The 17916-nt window shown below is 65.0% G+C and carries 14 protein-coding genes; 12 read left to right on the top strand and 2 right to left on the bottom strand.

Going from position 1 to position 17916, the window contains the following annotated elements; all coding sequences use genetic code 11:
- Positions 1 to 10: 10 nt before the first annotated feature.
- Positions 11 to 754: a fumarate/nitrate reduction transcriptional regulator Fnr gene (gene fnr, locus BJP62_RS01105; RefSeq protein ID WP_070525678.1), complete on the top strand. Its 744-nt coding sequence runs from the start codon at positions 11 to 13 to the stop codon at positions 752 to 754.
- A gap of 44 nt (positions 755 to 798) precedes the next feature.
- The gene (locus BJP62_RS01100; protein WP_070525676.1) at positions 799 to 1458 is read left to right on the top strand and encodes a hypothetical protein; all 660 of its coding nucleotides are present in this window, start codon (positions 799 to 801) and stop codon (positions 1456 to 1458) included.
- A 50-nt stretch (positions 1459 to 1508) separates the two neighbouring features.
- Here the strand turns inward: BJP62_RS01100 and BJP62_RS01095 are convergent, their stop codons facing one another.
- On the bottom strand, positions 1509 to 2048 hold the full coding sequence (locus BJP62_RS01095; protein ID WP_070525674.1) for a phasin family protein: 540 nt from the start codon (positions 2046 to 2048) through the stop codon (positions 1509 to 1511).
- Positions 2049 to 2221: 173 nt separating this feature from the next.
- On the opposite strand from BJP62_RS01095, the gene dnaE reads away from it, so the two are divergent.
- The 10 genes from dnaE to BJP62_RS01045 all read left to right on the top strand — a co-directional run bounded on the left by dnaE (position 2222) and on the right by BJP62_RS01045 (position 15551).
- Entirely contained in the window at positions 2222 to 5659 is a 3438-nt protein-coding gene (gene dnaE, locus BJP62_RS01090) for a DNA polymerase III subunit alpha (protein WP_070525672.1), read from the top strand.
- A 196-nt stretch (positions 5660 to 5855) separates the two neighbouring features.
- Positions 5856 to 8126 (top strand): NADP-dependent malic enzyme, encoded by a 2271-nt coding sequence (locus BJP62_RS01085; RefSeq protein ID WP_070525670.1) that lies wholly within the window; start codon positions 5856 to 5858, stop codon positions 8124 to 8126.
- 73 nt (positions 8127 to 8199) lie between these two features.
- Positions 8200 to 8448: a PhaM family polyhydroxyalkanoate granule multifunctional regulatory protein gene (locus tag BJP62_RS01080; RefSeq protein WP_070525668.1), complete on the top strand. Its 249-nt coding sequence runs from the start codon at positions 8200 to 8202 to the stop codon at positions 8446 to 8448.
- Positions 8448 to 9659, top strand: a complete 1212-nt coding sequence (locus BJP62_RS01075; protein ID WP_070525666.1) for a murein transglycosylase A — start codon at positions 8448 to 8450, stop codon at positions 9657 to 9659. The genes BJP62_RS01080 and BJP62_RS01075 overlap by 1 nt, the downstream gene beginning before the upstream one ends.
- 204 nt (positions 9660 to 9863) lie before the next feature.
- Positions 9864 to 11333 carry an anthranilate synthase component I gene (gene trpE, locus BJP62_RS01070; RefSeq protein ID WP_070525664.1) on the top strand — a complete coding sequence of 490 codons (1470 nt, stop codon included), beginning with the start codon at positions 9864 to 9866 and terminating at the stop codon, positions 11331 to 11333.
- Positions 11334 to 11386: 53 nt separating this feature from the next.
- Positions 11387 to 11956, top strand: a complete 570-nt coding sequence (locus BJP62_RS01065) for an aminodeoxychorismate/anthranilate synthase component II (protein ID WP_070525662.1) — start codon at positions 11387 to 11389, stop codon at positions 11954 to 11956.
- A complete protein-coding gene (locus BJP62_RS01060; protein ID WP_168163769.1) occupies positions 11953 to 12354 on the top strand; it encodes a lysozyme inhibitor LprI family protein in 402 nt (133 codons plus the stop codon). Before BJP62_RS01065 ends, BJP62_RS01060 begins: the two co-directional genes overlap by 4 nt.
- Positions 12355 to 12383: 29 nt before the next feature.
- Entirely contained in the window at positions 12384 to 13412 is a 1029-nt protein-coding gene (gene trpD / locus BJP62_RS01055; protein ID WP_070525660.1) for an anthranilate phosphoribosyltransferase, read from the top strand.
- Positions 13413 to 13427: 15 nt separating this feature from the next.
- Positions 13428 to 14219, top strand: a complete 792-nt coding sequence (gene trpC / locus BJP62_RS01050; protein ID WP_070525658.1) for an indole-3-glycerol phosphate synthase TrpC — start codon at positions 13428 to 13430, stop codon at positions 14217 to 14219.
- A 237-nt stretch (positions 14220 to 14456) separates the two neighbouring features.
- Complete coding sequence (locus BJP62_RS01045) at positions 14457 to 15551, top strand: porin (RefSeq protein WP_070525656.1); 1095 nt, start codon at positions 14457 to 14459, stop codon at positions 15549 to 15551.
- A 92-nt stretch (positions 15552 to 15643) separates the two neighbouring features.
- On the opposite strand, the gene BJP62_RS01040 is transcribed toward BJP62_RS01045, so the two are convergent.
- A complete protein-coding gene (locus BJP62_RS01040) occupies positions 15644 to 17911 on the bottom strand; it encodes a Tex family protein (RefSeq protein WP_070525654.1) in 2268 nt (755 codons plus the stop codon).
- Positions 17912 to 17916 lie beyond the last annotated feature (5 nt).

Raw genomic sequence — 17916 nt, 5'->3', positions numbered from 1 at the left:
GAGCCCCGCCATGCAACCAGCCCTTCAGCCCCGCGACGTCACCTTCAAGCAATTGCGTCAGGCCTGCTCCAATTGCAGCCTGCGCGAGCTGTGCCTTCCCAACGAGCTGAGCGCAGAAGAGATGAAGCAGGTCGACGACCTGATCGGCCAGGGCAAGCCGATCAAGCGCGGCGAGGCACTGTACCGCGCCGGCGAACCGTTCCGGGCGCTGTACGCGGTCCGGGTCGGCTTTTTCAAGACCAGCGTCGTTTCCGAAGACGGTCGCGAACAGGTCACCGGCTTCCACATGAGCGGCGAGCTGATGGGCATGGATGCCGTCAGCGGCGACCACTACACCTGCGACGCCGTCGCGCTCGAAGACAGCGAAGTCTGTGAACTGCCGTTCGCCGAAATGGAAGTGCTGTCACGCAAGATTCCGGCACTGCAGCACCACTTCTACCGGGTGATGAGTCGCGAGATCGTCCGCGATCACGGCGTGATGTTGCTGCTCGGCAACATGAAGGCCGAAGAGCGCATCGCCGCCTTCCTGCTCAATCTGTCGCAACGCTTCCAGATCCGCGGCTACTCGGCCACCAGCTTCCACCTGCGGATGACCCGCGAGGAGATCGGCAGCTACCTCGGCCTGAAGCTTGAAACCGTCAGCCGAACGCTGTCGAAGTTCCAGGACCAGGGGCTCATCAAAGTGCAGAACCGGCTGATCGAGCTTTACGACGTGGCCGGACTCAAACAGCTCGTCAACAACTGCCAGAGCTGAGCGTGCCCGGGGTGCCATCCATACTGGCATTGGCCCCCGCCCCGATGCTCGACGCATTGCGCGCACGCAATGCGCAGCGACAGGGCCCGGAGGTGGACTGGCTGCCGCTGCTGCCGCCATCCGCCTCCATCAAGACACCGCCGAATAGCGCCGATACCCTCGTCGTACTGATCAATGCCACGCTGGACGACATCGTGCCGTGGCTGCACCACCCCCGCCTCGTCGACCTGGCCGCCTACGGCGACCCGCCGCTGGCCAGCCAGCACGGCTGGATCATCGGCGCCGGCGGCGCACGCGCCGCGGTTGACGCCGCCACCGCGTTGCTCGATGCCTTGGCACCACCCCGGCCGCAGGCCTGGCTGCATCTCGGCCCCTCCGGCGCCGGCGCCTTTGCCGCCGGTCTCGTGCAGCACTGGCAGAGCCAGACACTGGCGATTCTCGGCTGGCTCGGCGGCACCGATCGCTCGCAATGGGTGTACGACCCCGGACACTGGCAGGCACTCACGCAGGTCACTCTGGCGCAAGCGCGTGAAGACGCCACGCGTTACCTCGCTATGGCCGCCACGACACCGTTCGAGCCCGCCCGGCCTACACCCGCCGCGCTCACGCGATCCTTCCCCTTCCTGCACGACGACACCGCTGCGCCTGCTACGCTGCTCGCGCAGCTCGTGCTGAGCATCCCGGCACTGCCGCAGCAGCAATGAAAAAGGCCGCCCGAAGGCGGCCCGACATCATCTGCGATCGACGCTGCGAATCAGGCGGCAGTCTTGCGCGTGGCAGCCTTCACGGTCTGCTCAACGCCGTTGGTCGTCGCTTCGACGAAGTCGCTGGCCAGCTTCTGCGTGGTCTTGGCGACGGCGTCATAGGCGCTGCTGGCGGTTTCAACCGCATTGCGCAGCACGTTCACCGCTGCGCCGGTACCTGCCGGTGCATTCTGGATGGCGCTATCGAGCGTACCCACCAGCTCCTTGTTGAACGACAGCACCTGCTCTTCGAGCAGCGCGCCCAGTTCGTGCTGGGTTGCGCTGGCAGCGTCGAACACGGTCCGCGCCACGTTGAGCGACTTCTCGACCGACGGCTGGGCCAGTTGGCGCTGGAGGTTGACGAGCCCCTGGACGTCCTTGACCTCCGACAGCGTTTTTGCGGTTTCTGCCTGTTCGGTCAGCAGTTCGCGGGCGATGCCGAGTTGCAGGCTGACGAGACGCTCGACGCCGGCCAGGGCGATCTGGCTCAGGCGCAGCGACTTTTCGAGGTTGGCTTGGTTGATTTCGGCAAACTTGGATGCATTGAACATGTGGTTTCTCCTATTTGTGCACTGCAATATACCGATGCCATTCTAACCCTCAACGTGTACGCGTCAAGTTATTTATTGTGCACCGCACAAAAACGCAAAATCTCCGGTGCAGCCACCCCGGATCGTCACCGCCGCCAAGGCGACGCGGGGCGGCGGGATGCTAGAATACGCCGATGAATCAGCCCGCCTTCATCCATCTCCGCATCCACTCCGAATTCTCCGTGACCGACGGCATCGTCCGTATCGACGATGCCGTGAAACACGCCCAAAAGCTCGGCATGCCTGCACTCGGCGTGACCGACCTGATGAACCTGTTCGGTCTGGTCAAGCATTACAAGGCCTGCCGCAGCGCGGGCATCAAGCCCGTCATCGGCCTCGATGCCTGGATCGAAAACGAGGTCGATCGCGACAAGCCGTATCGCGTGCTGCTGCTGGCCCGTGATCGCGACGGCTATGGCCGGCTGTGCGAGCTGCTGACCCGCGCCTACCGCGACAACCAGTACCGCGATCGCGCCGAGCTGCGCAAGGAATGGATCGCCGACGGCGACAACGGCCACCTGCTCTGCCTGTCCGGCGCGCACCTTGGCGAAATCGGCCAGGCACTGCTGTCGGGCAACTACGACGCGGCCCGCGATGCGACACAATGGTGGGCCGGACAGTTTGCCGGCAATTTCTACCTCGAGCTGCAGCGCAGCGGCCAGCCCGAATGCGAACCGTGCGTTCAGGGCCAGCTCGACCTCGCCTCGGACCTCGACCTGCCCGTCGTCGCCACCCACCCGGTCCAGTTCATGGCAGCGGACGATTTCAAGGCACACGAGGCGCGCGTCTGCATCGCCAGTGGCCATATGGTCGCCGACAAGCGCCGGCCAAAGCTCTTCACCGACGAACAGTACTTCAAGAGCCCGGCCGAGATGGCCGAGCTGTTCGCCGACCTGCCCGAGGCGCTGGCCAACTCGGTCGCGATCGCGCAGCGCTGCAACCTGACCGTCACGCTCGGCACCAACTACCTGCCGGACTTTCCGACGCCGGACGGCATGACGCTCGACGACTATCTCATCCATCTCGCCAAGGAAGGACTCGAGGCCCGTCTCGCCCAGCTGTATCCCGACACGGCGCAGCGCGATGCCGAACGGCCACGCTATCTCGAACGGCTCAAGTTCGAGACCGACACCATCATCCAGATGGGCTTCCCCGGCTACTTCCTGATCGTGGCCGACTTCATCGTCTGGGCGAAAAAGAACGGCTGCCCGGTCGGCCCGGGCCGGGGTTCGGGTGCGGGCTCGCTGGTCGCGTATTCGCTTGGCATTACCGACATCGACCCGACCGCATACGCGCTGCTGTTCGAGCGCTTCCTGAACCCGGAACGGGTATCGATGCCCGACTTCGACATCGACTTCTGCCAGGACAACCGCTGGCGCGTGATCGAGTACGTGCGCGAGAAGTACGGCGCCGAGGCGGTCAGCCAGATCGCAACCTTCGGCACCATGGCCGCGAAGGCGGTGGTGCGCGACGTCGGCCGCGTGCTCGACCTGCCGTACATGTTCTGCGACGGGCTGTCGAAAATGATTCCGGCCGCACCGGGCAAGCACTTCAGCCTCGATGATGCGGTCGAGATGGTCCCCGAACTGGCCGAGCGCGTCCGCAACGAGGACGAAGTCAAGGAGTTGTGGGAGCTGGCGCTCAAACTCGAAGGCATGACGCGCAACATCGGCATGCACGCCGGTGGCGTACTGATCGCACCGGGCCAGATCACCGACTTCTGCCCGGTGTATCAGGCCAGCGGCGCCGACGCGTCGCCGGTGTCGATGCTCGACAAGGACGACGTCGAATCGATCGGTCTGGTGAAGTTCGACTTTCTGGGCCTGCGCAACCTGACGATCATCGAGCTGGCGCTGCAATACATCAGGGAGCAGACCGGCGAGTACCTCGACCTGATGAGCATGGGTTTCGAGGATCAGGCCGCATATCAGGTCTTCCGCGACGCCAACACCACCGCCGTCTTCCAGGTTGAATCGGACGGCATGAAGCGGCTGCTCGAGAAACTGCAGCCCGACCGTTTCGAAGACATCATCGCCGTGCTGGCGCTGTACCGGCCGGGCCCGCTCGGTTCGGGCATGGTCGACACCTTCATCAACCGCAAGAAGGGTCTGGAAGTCCCCGACTACTTCCACCCGGATCTGGAGCGCTGCCTCGAGCCGACCTATGGCGTGATCGTGTATCAGGAACAGGTGATGCAGATCTCGCAGATCATCGGCGGCTACACGCTCGGCGGCGCAGACATGCTGCGCCGCGCCATGGGCAAGAAGAAGCCCGAGGAGATGGCCAAGCACCGCGAGATGATCGCCGACGGCGCCAAGAAAAAGGGCTACGACCCGGCGCTGGCCGAGATGCTGTTCGACCTGATGGCCAAGTTCGCCGAATACGGCTTCAACAAGTCGCACACGGCGGCGTACGCGGTGGTGTCGTATCACACCGCGTGGCTCAAGGCACACCACACCGCGGCCTTCATGGCAGCGACGATGAGCTCGGAACTCGACAATACCGACCAGCTCAAGATCTTCTACGACGACTGCATCGAGAAGAACCGCCTGGAGATGTTGCCGCCGGACATCAACGAGAGCGTCTACCGCTTCGTCCCGGTCGGCAAGAAGCAGATCCGCTATGCGCTGGGTGCGATCAAGGGCGTCGGTCAGGGCGCGGTCGAGCAGATCGTCGCCGAACGCAAGGTCAATGGCCCGTTCAAGGACCTGTACGACTTCTGCCGCCGCACCGACAAGAAGGAAGTCAACAAGCGCGTGCTCGAGGCGCTGATTCGCGGCGGCGCGTTCGATGCGCTCGACGACCACCGCGCCCGGCTGATGGCCAATGTCGAGCAGGCGATGAAGCTTGCCGAGACCGAGGCCGCCAATGCCAACCAGAACTCGCTGTTCGACATTTTCGAGCCGTCCGCGGTGCCGACGGTCGAGCCGATCGAGGTGCCGCGCTGGGACGACAAGGTCAAGCTCGCCGAGGAAAAGACCGCGCTGGGCCACTATCTGTCCGGCCACCCGTTCGACGCGCATGCCAAGGACATCAAGGGCCTGATCAAGACGCGTCTCGACCGGCTCGAGCCCAAGCGCGAGCTGCAGTACCTCGCCGGCATCGTCGGCGGCCTGCGGGTCAAGAACGGTGACCGCGGCCGGATGGCCTTCCTGCAGCTCGACGACGGCAATGCCAAGGTCGAGGTCGCGCTGTATTCGGAAGTGTTCGAAGCGCACCGGACCAAACTCAAGGACGACACGCTGCTCGTTGTCGCCGGCAAGGTCAGCGAGGACCGTTTCAGCGGCGGCCTGCGCGTGATCGCCGACGCGGTGATGGATGTGCCGGAGGCGCGCAGCCACTTTGCCCGGTCGCTAAACCTGCAGGTCAACGGCAACGCCGATGCCGCACGGCTGTCGACGCTGCTGTCGGCCTACAACGGCGGCGCCTGCCCGATCGAGATCGACTACCGGACCAGCGGCGCGCGTTGCGCCTTGCGGCTGGGGCTCGACTGGCGCGTCACGCTGCACGATGCGCTGATCGCCGAACTCCAGAGCTGGCTTGGCAACGACGCCGTGAAAATCCGTTTCTGACCCCGGACGGGCCGGACTGCAAAGTCCGGCCCGTGTTTTTTGCGGCGAACGAAAACGCTCACCCTAAGGAATACGCGTATCCCGCATCGGGCAAAACCCTAGCTTGCCATCGCATGTAGTCGCGCCCAGCATCACAACATCGCTCACTGACCCATCAGACCGGAACGGTTGCGTATCCGGCATCACGGAGAACCACATGGACGAAGAACTCAAACGAAAAGCCCTCGACTACCATCGCTATCCGCGCCCCGGCAAGATCCAGGTCGCGCCGACCAAGGGGCTGTCCAGCCAGCGCGAGCTGGCGCTCGCCTACTCGCCGGGCGTTGCCTACGCCTGCATGGCCATCGTCGAGGACGAGGCCGAAGCCCGCAACATGACCGCACGCGGCAACCTCGTTGCCGTCATCACCAACGGCACTGCGGTGCTGGGCCTCGGCGACATCGGCCCGCTGGCCGGCAAGCCGGTCATGGAAGGCAAGGGCGTGCTGTTCAAGAAGTTCGCCGGCATCGACGTGTTCGACATCGAGATCGACGAGAAAGACCCGGAAAAACTGGTCGAGATCATCGCCTCGCTCGAGCCGACCTTCGGCGGCATCAACCTTGAGGACATCAAGGCGCCGGAGTGCTTCTACGTCGAGCAGAAGCTGCGCGAGCGGATGAACATCCCGGTGTTCCATGACGACCAGCACGGCACGGCGATCATCGTCGGCGCAGCGGTCAAGAACGGCCTGAAACTGATCGGCAAGAAGATCGGCGAGGTAAAGCTCGTCGCTTCCGGCGCCGGTGCCGCCGCGATCGCCTGCCTCGATCTGCTGGTGTCGCTCGGCGTGCAGCGCGAGAACGTGATCGTCTGCGACTCCAAGGGCGTGATCCACACCGGCCGCACCAACCTCGACGAAACCAAGCAGCGCTACGCCCGCGACACCGATGCCCGCACGCTGCAGGACGCCATCGGCGGTGCCGACATCTTCCTCGGCCTGTCCGGCCCGGACGTGATGAGCCAGGACATGGTCAAGACCATGGCCGAGCAGCCGCTGATCCTCGCGCTGTCGAACCCGGACCCGGAAATCTCGCCGCCCAAGGTCAAGGCCGTCCGCCCCGACGCCATCGTCTGCACCGGCCGTTCGGACTACCCGAACCAGGTCAACAACGTGCTGTGCTTCCCGTTCATGTTCCGCGGCGCGCTCGACGTCGGCGCAACGGCGATCACCGAAAGCATGAAGCACGCGGCCGTCAATGCCATCGCCGAGCTGGCGCTGGCCGAGCAATCGGACGTCGTGGCCGACACCTACGCCAACGAGAACCTGACCTTTGGCGCCGAATACCTGATCCCGAAGCCGTTCGATCCGCGCCTGATCATCAAGATCGCCCCGGCCGTCGCCCGCGCGGCGATGGAAGCCGGCGTTGCCACGCGGCCGATCGAGGACTTCGGCGTCTACACCGAAGAGCTGACGCAGTTCGTCTACAAGTCCAACCTGTTCATGCGCCCGGTGTTCGCCGCCGCGCGCAAGGCCAAGAAACGCGTGGTGTTCTGCGAAGGCGAAGACCAGCGCGTGCTGCACGCGGTGCAGGAAGTCATCGACCTCGGCCTGTGCTACCCGATCGTCATCGGCCGTCCGAGCGTGATCGAAAGCCGGATCGAGAAACTCGGCCTGCGCATCCGCCCCGGCGTCGACTTCGAGCTGTGCAACCAGGAAAACGACCCGCGCTACCGCGAATACTGGACGCTGTACCACTCGCTGATGATGCGCAAGGGTGTGTCCGAAGAGCTGGCGCAGGCCGAGGTGCGCAGCAAGACCACGCTGATCGGCGCGCTGATGGTCAAGCGCGGCGAGGCCGACGCGATGATCTGCGGCACGCACGGCCAGTACCACCGTCATCACTGGTATCTGGAAAACGTGCTGGGCCTGCAGAACGGCGCGACGACGACCGCGGCGATGAACGCGCTGCTGCTGCCGACCGGCAACATCTTCATCACCGACACCTATGTGAACCAGGACCCGAGCCCGGAGCAACTGGCCGAGATCACCTGCCTCGCCGCCGAGACCGTGCGCAACTTCGGCATCCAGCCGCAGGTCGCACTGCTGTCGCACTCGAGCTTCGGCACGCTGAGCGACCCGTCGGCACAGAAGATGCGCCATACGCTCGAACTGCTGCGCGAACAGGCACCCGACCTGGATGTCGACGGCGAAATGCACGGCGATGCCGCGCTGTCGGCCGAGATCCGCCAGCAGGTGTTCCCGCACTCGACGCTCAAGGGCGACGCCAACCTCCTGATCATGCCGAACCTCGACGCAGCGAACATCTCGTTCAACCTGCTGAAGATCACCGCCGGCGACGGCGTGACCATCGGCCCGATTCTGCTCGGCATTTCGGCACCGGCGCACATCCTCACGCCGACCGCATCGGTACGCCGTCTCGTGAATATGGCCGCACTTGCTGCGGTACAGGCCGCCGCAAAGGTCTAGAATCGGAAGCGGCCCCACGCCGTGGGGCCGCACCGTTTTACGGCGGTGCCCGCCGTTCCTTCCGGAGCCCGCCATGAGCGATACCCCGCAAGACCCGTTCGGCTTCTTTACGCAATTCCTGAAGCCGGGTACGCCCAACCCCTTCATGCCGCCGCTGACCGAAGAGGAAATCGACCGCAAGATCATCGAGATGCGCACGATCGAACAGTGGCTGACGATGCAGGTCGGCATGCTGCAGATGACCGTGAAGACGCTGGAGATGCAGAAAGCCGGGCTGCAGGCGTTCAAGAAAGGCATCGACCCCAAATCCGACACGCCCTGATGACCCAGATTTCCCGTTTCCCCGCCCGCACGCTCGCCGCGCTTGCCGCACTCGTCCTTGCAGCCTGCACAACCCCGCCCTCCGCGCCACCAGCCCAACCCGCACCGCCCGCTCAGCCGGCGCCGACACCCGCGCCGACACCGCCGGCCGCCGACATGGCACCGTACCAGCCCGCAGACTGGGCATCGCTTCCTGCTGTAAGCGATGCCGACTGGCTCGCCGGCTTCGATGCCTGGCTGCGCAGTTGCCCGCGCCTGCAAAAGCAGCCGCGCTGGGCGACGCTGTGCGCCGATGCGGCCACGCTGTCGAAGGATGCAGCCGGTGTCCGGGCCTTCCTGACCGGCCGCCTCGTCCCGCTGACGCTGCGCAATGCCGACGGCAGCAACCAGGGCCTGATCACCGGCTATTACGAGCCGGTCTATCCCGGCAGCCTGAGCCGGACGAGCGCCAATACCGTTCCGGTCTACGGCCCGCCGAACGACATGATCACGGTCCAGCTCGACAGCCTTTACCCCGAACTCAGGGGCAAACGCCTGCGTGGCCGCCTGAGCGGCAAAACGCTCAAGCCGTACTCCGACGCTGCCGATATCGCCAGACTCGCGAAAGCCAGTAAGCTCGATGCCCCGGTGCTCGCCTGGCTGCCGGACCCGATGGACCTGCAGTTCCTGCAGGTACAGGGTTCGGGCCGGATCAAGCTTGCCGATGGTCGCGAACTGCGCCTCGGCTATGCCGACCAGAACGGCTGGCCGTATCGCGCGATCGGCAAATGGCTGATCGAGCAGGGCGAGCTCAAGGCCGCCGACGTCAGCATGCAGACCATCCGCGCGTGGGCGCGCGCCAATCCGGCCAAGGTGAACCAGTTGGTCGCCAGCAACCCGAGCTACGTGTTCTTCCGCACCCTGCCCGACAGCAACGAAGGCCCGATCGGCTCGCTCGGCGTCCCGCTGACCGCCGGTTACAGCCTCGCCGTCGATCCCCGCCACGTCCCGGCAGGTGCGCCGATGCTGATCGACACCACCCGCCCGGACGGTACGCCGCTGACGCGGCTCGCCGCCGCGCAGGACACCGGCGGTGCGATCCGCGGCCAGGTCCGCGCCGACTTCTTCTGGGGCAAGGGCGATGCCGCCGGCGAGCTGGCCGGCAGGATGAAGCAGCCCGGGCGGCTCTGGCTGCTCTGGCCCAGGGGAGAACCGCTGCCGGACGCCAACTGAGGCCATCCGGACGCGATCAGGGGTCGGCCGCGCCGCCGCGGTTGACCCCTGCTGCCGCATTGGGCAAGATGCAAGACATCCCCAAGGCAATATTCCGATACCTGATCATGGCGTTCCACTCCAACGAAATCTGGCTCGAATGGCGATGGCGTCGCTGGTAAGCGTCCCCTGCCGTCCCGCCCTTTTCCTTCGTCTGGAGTTGTCATGATCACGCGCGATGAATTCGCGGCTTTGGCTCGCCAAGGCTACAACCGCATTCCCGTCATCCTCGAGCTGTACGCCGACCTCGACACGCCGCTGTCGGTCTACCTCAAGCTCGCCAACCGCCCCTATTCCTACCTGCTCGAATCGGTCGTCGGTGGCGAGCGTTTCGGTCGTTACTCGTTCATCGGCCTGCCCGCCCGGACCCGCATCACGGTCACCGGCCAGCACACCGACGTCATCCACGACGACCGCATCGTCGAGACCCACGACGGCAATCCGCTCGACTTCGTCGCCGAATACCAGAAACAGTTCAAGGCTGCGGTGCCGGCCGGCATGCCGCGCTTCATGGGCGGCCTCGTCGGCTACTTCGGCTACGACACGATCCGCTACGTCGAAAAGAAGCTTGCCCACTGCAGCAAGCCCGATCCGCTCGGCGTCCCCGACGTCCAGCTGCTGCTGTCCGAGGAGCTCGCCGTCGTCGACAACCTGTCGGGCAAGCTCTACCTCGTCGTCTACGCCAACACCGATCACCCGGAAGCGTACGAGCGCGCCGAGGCACGGCTGGCCGAGCTGCGGCTCAAGCTGCGCGAACCGGCAAAACTGCCGCTGTCGGGCCCGGCAAAATCGTTCACGAGCGCGCAGTCCGAGTTCGGCGAAGCCGCGTTCAAGGAAGCGGTACTCAAGGCCAAGGACTACATCGCCGACGGCGACGTGATGCAGGTGGTGCTGTCGCAGCGGATGACGATGCCGTTCGATCAGGACCCGCTGGCGCTGTACCGCGCACTGCGGTCGATCAACCCGTCGCCGTACATGTTCTTCTACCACTTCGGCGACATGCACATCGTCGGCGCCTCGCCGGAAATCCTCGCCCGGCTCGAAGGCGACACGATCACCGTGCGGCCGATCGCCGGCACCCGCCCGCGCGGCAAGACCCGCGAGCACGACGAGGCGCTGGCGGAGGAGCTGCTGGCCGACGAGAAGGAAATCGCCGAACACGTGATGCTGATCGACCTCGGCCGCAACGACACCGGCCGTGTCGCCGAGACCGGCTCGGTCAAGCTCGTCGACCGGATGACCATCGAGCGTTACTCGCACGTGATGCACATCGTTTCGAGCGTCGAGGGCAAGCTCAAGGCCGGCCTGAGCAATATCGACGTACTCAAGGCCACCTTCCCCGCCGGCACGGTCTCCGGCGCACCCAAGGTGCGGGCGCTCGAGATCATCGACGAGTTCGAGCCGAGCAAGCGCGGCATCTATTCGGGCGCCGTCGGCTATCTCGGCTTCAACGGCGACATGGACGTGGCGATCGCGCTGCGCACCGCCGTGGTCAAGAACGAAACGCTCTACATGCAGGCCGGCGCCGGCATCGTCGCCGACTCGGTACCCGAGAGCGAATGGCAGGAAACGCTGAACAAGGCCCGCGCCGTGCTGCGCGCCGCCGAACTCGTTCAGGCCGGCCTCGACGCCTGAGTCCGATCCAAGGCCGTCGCCCGCCCCGCGTACAGATTCAAAGGAATTCCGCCATGCTGCTGATGATCGACAACTTCGATTCGTTTACCTACAACATCGTCCAGTACTTCGGCGAACTCGGTCAGGACGTCCACGTCTACCGCAACGACGAAATCTCGATCGAACAGATCGAAGCGCTCAAGCCCAGATACCTGGTCGTCTCGCCGGGCCCCTGTTCGCCGAAAGAGGCCGGCATTTCGGTCGAGGCCATCCGCCACTTCGCCGGCAAGCTGCCGATTCTCGGCGTCTGCCTCGGCCACCAGGCGATCGGCGAGGCGTTCGGCGGCAAGATCATCCACGCCAAGACGCTGATGCACGGCAAGGTCTCGCCAATCGAGCACACCGGCGCCGGCGTGTTCAGCAAGCTACCCTCGCCGTTTACCGTCACCCGCTACCACTCGCTGGCGATCGAGCGCGAATCGCTGCCCGATTGCCTTGAAGTGACCGCCTGGACCGCCGACGGCGAGATCATGGGTGTGCGCCACAAGACGCTGGCGATCGAGGGCGTGCAGTTCCATCCCGAGTCGATCCTGACCGAGCACGGCCATCAGATGCTCGACAACTTCCTCAAGGAATGGGCGTGATACGCCGCATCGCCGCGGCCTTGCTGCTCACGGCGGCCGGTGTGCAGGCCCAGCCGTCGCCCCCCGCCATCAGCGAATGCGATCGGCACAGCGTCAATCAGGTCGAACTGAGCCGCTGCCTGGGCCAACTGGAAACCGGCGCGATACAGGACAGGCTCAATGCCGAGGCCGCCGCGCGGGCCGCGATGCGACGACTCGATCAAACGACGCCGGACAGCCACGCGCTGGGCCTGTTCGAAACCGATGTCGCCGCCTACCTCGCCTACCGCGATGCCCACTGCAACTGGGCCGGCGCATCGTTTTACGGCGGCACGGTCGCCGGCGTCGCGATGCAGACTTGCCGGATCGACATGGACCGGCGGCGCGCCGACGAGCTGTCGCGCTTCTACGTGAACTGAACCCTAGCCATCCAGGCGGACAAACCACCATGATTACCATCCAGGCCGCACTGAGCCGGCTGATCTACAGCAACGAGCTGTTCTTCGACGAAATGGTCTACCTGATGCGGCAGATCATGACCGGCGAACTGACGCCGGTACAGACTTCCGCACTGCTGATGGGCTTGCGCACCAAGGTCGAGAGCGTGTCGGAAATCGCCGCCGCCGCGACGGTGATGCGCGAGTTCTCGAGCAAGGTGGCCGTACAGGACCGACGCCATCTGGTCGACACCTGCGGCACCGGCGGCGACGGCGCGCATACTTTCAATATCTCGACCTGCTCGGCCTTCGTCGCCGCGGCAGCCGGCGTCAAGGTCGCCAAGCACGGCGGCCGCTCGGTCAGCTCGAGCAGCGGCTCGGCCGACGTGCTCGAGACCCTCGGCGTCAAACTGAACCTGACACCGGAGCAGGTCGGCCAGTGCATCGACGACGTCGGGCTCGGCTTCATGTTCGCGCCGAACCACCATCCGGCGATGAAGTATGTCGCGCCGATCCGCCGCGAACTCGGCGTACGGACGATCTTCAATATCCTCGGCCCGCTGACCAACCCGGCCGGCGCCGACAACCAATTGATGGGTGTATTCCATCCTGACCTCGTCGGCATCCAGGCTCGCGTACTGAAGCAGCTCGGCTCGAAGCACGTGATGATCGTCCATGGCTGCGATGGCCTCGACGAGATCACGCTGTCGGGCAACACCTCGGTCGCCGAACTCAAGGACGGCGACATTACCGAATACGAGCTGGACCCGCGCAACTACGGCTTCGAGCCGTGCGACATCAAGGCGCTGCATGCCGGCGATGCGCAACAGTCGGCCGGGATCATCCATCGCGTGCTGGCCAACGAAGCCGGCCCGGCCCGCGATATCGTGCTGCTGAACGCCGGCGCAGCGATCTACACCGCCAACATCGCCGTCACGCTCGAGGACGGCATCAACGCCGCACACGAAGCGCTCGCCAGCGGTGCCGCAGCCGCCAAGCTCGACGAACTGGTCCGCGCGACCGGCCAGCTTGCCAATTAATCCGTAGAGTCAACCATGTCCGACATCCTGAAACAGATCTGGGCGACCAAGCACGACGAGGTCGCCGCTGCACGCAAAGCGGTTCCGCTGGCCGAAATCCGTGCCCAGGCCGAAGCCAACAGCGACCGCCGCGATTTCGTCGCCGCGATTCGCGCAAAGCACGCGGCGGGCCAGCCCGGCATCATCGCCGAGATCAAGAAGGCCAGCCCGTCCAAGGGCGTGATCCGTACCGACTTCCAGCCGGCCGAGCACGCGGCCGACTACGCAGCCAACGGCGCCGCCTGCCTGTCGGTACTGACCGACCGACAATACTTCCAGGGCCACGAGGACTACCTCAAGGCCGCGCGCGCCGCCTGCACGCTGCCGGCGCTGCGCAAGGATTTCATGGTCGACGAATACCAGCTGTTCGAAGCGCGCGCCTGGGGCGCCGACTGCGTGCTGCTGATCGCCGCCGAGCTGCCGCTGGTGCAGATGAAGGACTTCGAAGCCATCGCGCATGCGCTGGGCATGAGCGTACTGGTCGAAGTGCATAACGGCGAGGAACTGGATGCGGCACTGCAACTGGCCACCCCGCTGGTCGGCATCAACAACCGCAACCTGCGCACCTTCGAGGTCAGCCTCGACACGACACTGGGGCTGCTGAAAAACATCCCGGACGAGCGGATCGTCGTCACCGAAAGCGGCATCCTCGCAACACAAGATGTCGCTTTAATGCAACAAAACAACGTCAACACTTTCCTCGTCGGCGAAGCCTTCATGCGCCAGCCATCCCCCGGAAAGGCGCTCCACGGCTTGTTCTTCGGCTGAGATACACACTCTTCCCTGCGGATCAATCAGGGCGATTTGTAATGTGAAATACATAATCGCCTCGTAGACTTCACTGCACCGAAACGGCATAGAAAACGAACGCACGGCGTAAGCCTAGAGCGTTCACACGCCGGATTTCCGATCGCCCTGCCTGCGCCGATTCCCGGAGACGCCTGGCGGGGCAACAGTACAGGCCGGCTACACAAGGCCTCTTATCCGCAACAGGAGAGTGAAGTAATGAAAAAGACCCTGATCGCCGCCGCCCTCGGCGCCGCTTTCGTGGCCCAGTTTGCTGCAGCCGAAGTCACCGTCTACGGCTCGATCCGCGAATCGCTTGAATACGACCAGCTCAAGGATGCCGGCGGCAAGGATTACAACGGTGAAGTCCAGCTGATCGACCAGTCGTCGCGCTTCGGCTTCAAGGGCTCGGACAAGCTCGACATCGGCGGCAAGGTGATCTGGCAGATCGAATCGGCCATCAAGACCTCCGGTAACGGCGGCACCGGCAACACCACCTGGGGCGGCCGCAACACCTTCGGCGGCTGGCAAGGCGACTGGGGTACCCTGCGCTTCGGCAACTACGACAGCGCCTACAAGACCCTGCTGACCTCGTCGGACCTGTCGAGCCTGTTCGACAACTACGCCGACACCGCCGACTACAAGGGCAAGGGCGCCGTGTATGCCCAGCTCAACAGCCGTCTGCAGAACTCGGTCAGCTACGATTCGCCGAAGTTCGGCGGCTTCCAGGTTCGCGGTTCGTGGGGTCTCGACCAGAATTCGCAGGCTGGCGGCAACTCGCCGATCTACGCGGCGTCGGCACTGTACAGCGGCTACGGCTTCGTCGGTGGCCTCGGCTACTACTACTCGAAGAACCGCACCTTCGCACAGACCACCGGTCTGGCGTCGGCCGACCAGGCCAGCAACACCACCAGCGGCGCATCGACCTGGGCGACCAACCTGGCACTCGGCTACAAGTTCGACTTCGGCCTGCAGCTGGGCGCGGGCTGGGAACACATCGACAGCGACAACGGCAAGACCGGCACCGACTGGGAAAACTACGCCGTGGTCGGCAACTACAAGTTCGGCCAGTTCGAAGTCCAGGGCGTCTATGCCTGGTCGGACGAGCAAATGGGTGTTGCCGACAACAGCGGTGCCCAGGCTTCGCTCGGCCTCGTCTACTACGCGACCAAGCAGACCCGTTTCTACACCTACCTCGTGAACCTCGACAACGACACCAAGGGCAAGTTCAAGAACAACTCGGGCTCGCTGACGCCGGACTTCGTCGACCAGGACGGCTACGCGTTCTCGGTGGGCTTCCGTACCGACTTCTAAGCCGTATCTACAGTCTTCCTAGACTTCAAACCGGGCACTAACGTGCCCGGTTTTTTTTCGTTCCCCGACAGCAGACCTCGCCGCCAGCTGGTTCAGCGCTTGAGCTTGAGCCCCGCAAGCGCCGATGCCATCGCGCCGGACGCAGCCGGCACATCGGCTTTCGGCGCTTTCCGCCTTGCAGGCTCCGCCGCCGCACCAGCCGGTGCCGCAACCGACGCATTGCCAAGCCGCATCGTCAGCGCCACGCGCCGCCGCTTCAGATCAACCTCGAGCACCTTGACCCTGACGACGTCGCCGGCCTTGACCACTTCGTGCGGATCCTTGACGAAGCGGCTCGCCAGCGCCGAAATGTGCACCAGCCCGTCCTGATGCACGCCGATATCGACGAAGGCGCCGAAATTAGTGACATTGGTTACGACGCCTTCGAGCACCATCTCCGGGCGCAGGTCCTTCAAGTCCTCGACGCCGTCGGCAAACCGCGCGGTCTTGAACTCGGGGCGCGGATCACGGCCCGGTTTTTCGAGCTCGGCGAGAATGTCCCTGACCGTCGGCACGCCAAACCGGGCATCGGTAAACTCGGCCGGGTTCAGCTGCCGCAGTTGTACCACGTCACCGATCAGCGCCTTGACGCTTTTCTGCACTCTGGCGACGATGCGCTCGACCAGCGGGTACGACTCCGGGTGCACCGCCGATGCATCGAGCGGATTCTTGCCGTTCATCACCCGCAAAAAACCCGCCGCCTGCTCGAACGCCTTCTCGCCCAGCCGCGGCACCTTGAGCAGGGCCTTGCGGTCGGCAAACGCGCCGTTGGCGTCGCGGTACTGGACGATGTTGGCCGCCAGGGTCGCGCTCAGGCCCGATACCCGGTTGAGCAGCGCGGCCGATGCGGTATTCACGTCGACACCGACGGCGTTGACGCAGTCCTCGACCACCGCATCGAGCGAGCGGGCGAGCTGGCCCTGATTCACGTCATGCTGATACTGGCCGACGCCGATCGCCTTCGGGTCGATCTTGACGAGCTCGGCCAGCGGGTCCTGCAGCCGCCGGGCAATCGACACCGCACCGCGCAGGCTGACATCAAGCTCGGGAAACTCCTTCGCCGCCAGCTCGGATGCCGAATACACCGACGCGCCGGCCTCGGACACCACCAGCTTGCTCAGTCCCAGCGCCGGAAGCTGCTTGATCAACTCGCCGGCGAGCTTGTCGGTCTCGCGACTCGCAGTGCCGTTGCCGATCGCAATCAGCTCGGCACGGTGCTGCTTCGCCAGCCGCTCGAGCACCGCCAGCGCCCCGTTCCAGTCGCGCCGCGGTTCGTGCGGGTAGATCGTTGCGGTGTCGAGCAGCTTGCCGGTCGCATCGACGACGGCGACCTTCACGCCGGTGCGCAGCCCCGGATCAAGGCCGATGGTCACCCGCGGTCCGGCCGGCGCCGCCAGCAACAGGTCCTTGAGGTTGCGCGCAAACACCGTGATCGCTTCCAGCTCGGCCTGCTGCCGCAAGGCGCCGACCAGCTCGGTTTCCAGACTCGGGAACACCCTGGCGCGCCATGTGAGCCGCACGGTGTCGGCCAGCCATTTACTGCCCGTGTCGACACTGAAGCATCTGGCGATGCGCTGTTCGGCGACGCTTGCCCCCGTCTCGTCCGGCAAGCAGAGCGCGACGTTCAGCACACCCTCGGCACGACCGCGCAGTACCGCCAGCACCCGGTGCGACGGCATCTTGACCAGCGCCTCCTCGTACTCGAAATAGTCGGCGAACTTGGCGCCCTCGTCCTGCTTGCCGTCGACGACCGCGGTTCTGACCACACCGTGACTCTTCAGGTAGTCGCGCAGGCCGCCGACCAGTTCGGCGTCCTCGGCAAACTGCTCGATCAGGATCGCACGCGCGCCGTCGAGCGCGGCCTTGACGTCGACGACATCGGCATTGATGAACGCCAGGGCCTCCTGCTCCGGCACGCTGGTCGGGTCGGCGAGCAAGGCCGCCGCCAACGGTGCCAGCCCGGCCTCGCGGGCAATCTGTGCCTTGGTACGGCGCTTGGGCTTGTACGGCAGGTACAGGTCTTCGAGCCGCTGCTTGTTGTCGGCGTCCTGCAACTGCCCCAGCAGTACCGGCGTCAGCTTGCCCTGCCCGTCGACGCTGGCGATCACCGCCGCACGCCGCTCTTCCAGTTCGCGCAGGTAATGCAGGCGCTCGTCGAGCGTGCGCAGCTGCGTGTCGTCGAGCCCGCCGGTCACTTCCTTGCGGTAGCGCGCGACGAAAGGCACGGTCGCGCCGTCGTCGAGCAACTGGATCGCGGCATCGACCTGCGCCGGACGGCAGGCGAGTTCCCGGGCAATACGGTGCGAAATCGGCGGCAGCATGACGG

The sequence above is a fragment of the Jeongeupia sp. USM3 genome (genome assembly GCF_001808185.1).
Lineage (GTDB): Bacteria > Pseudomonadota > Gammaproteobacteria > Burkholderiales > Chitinibacteraceae > Jeongeupia.
Note: the sequence above shows the minus strand (reverse complement) of the source record. Positions and strands in the feature narration are given on the sequence as shown.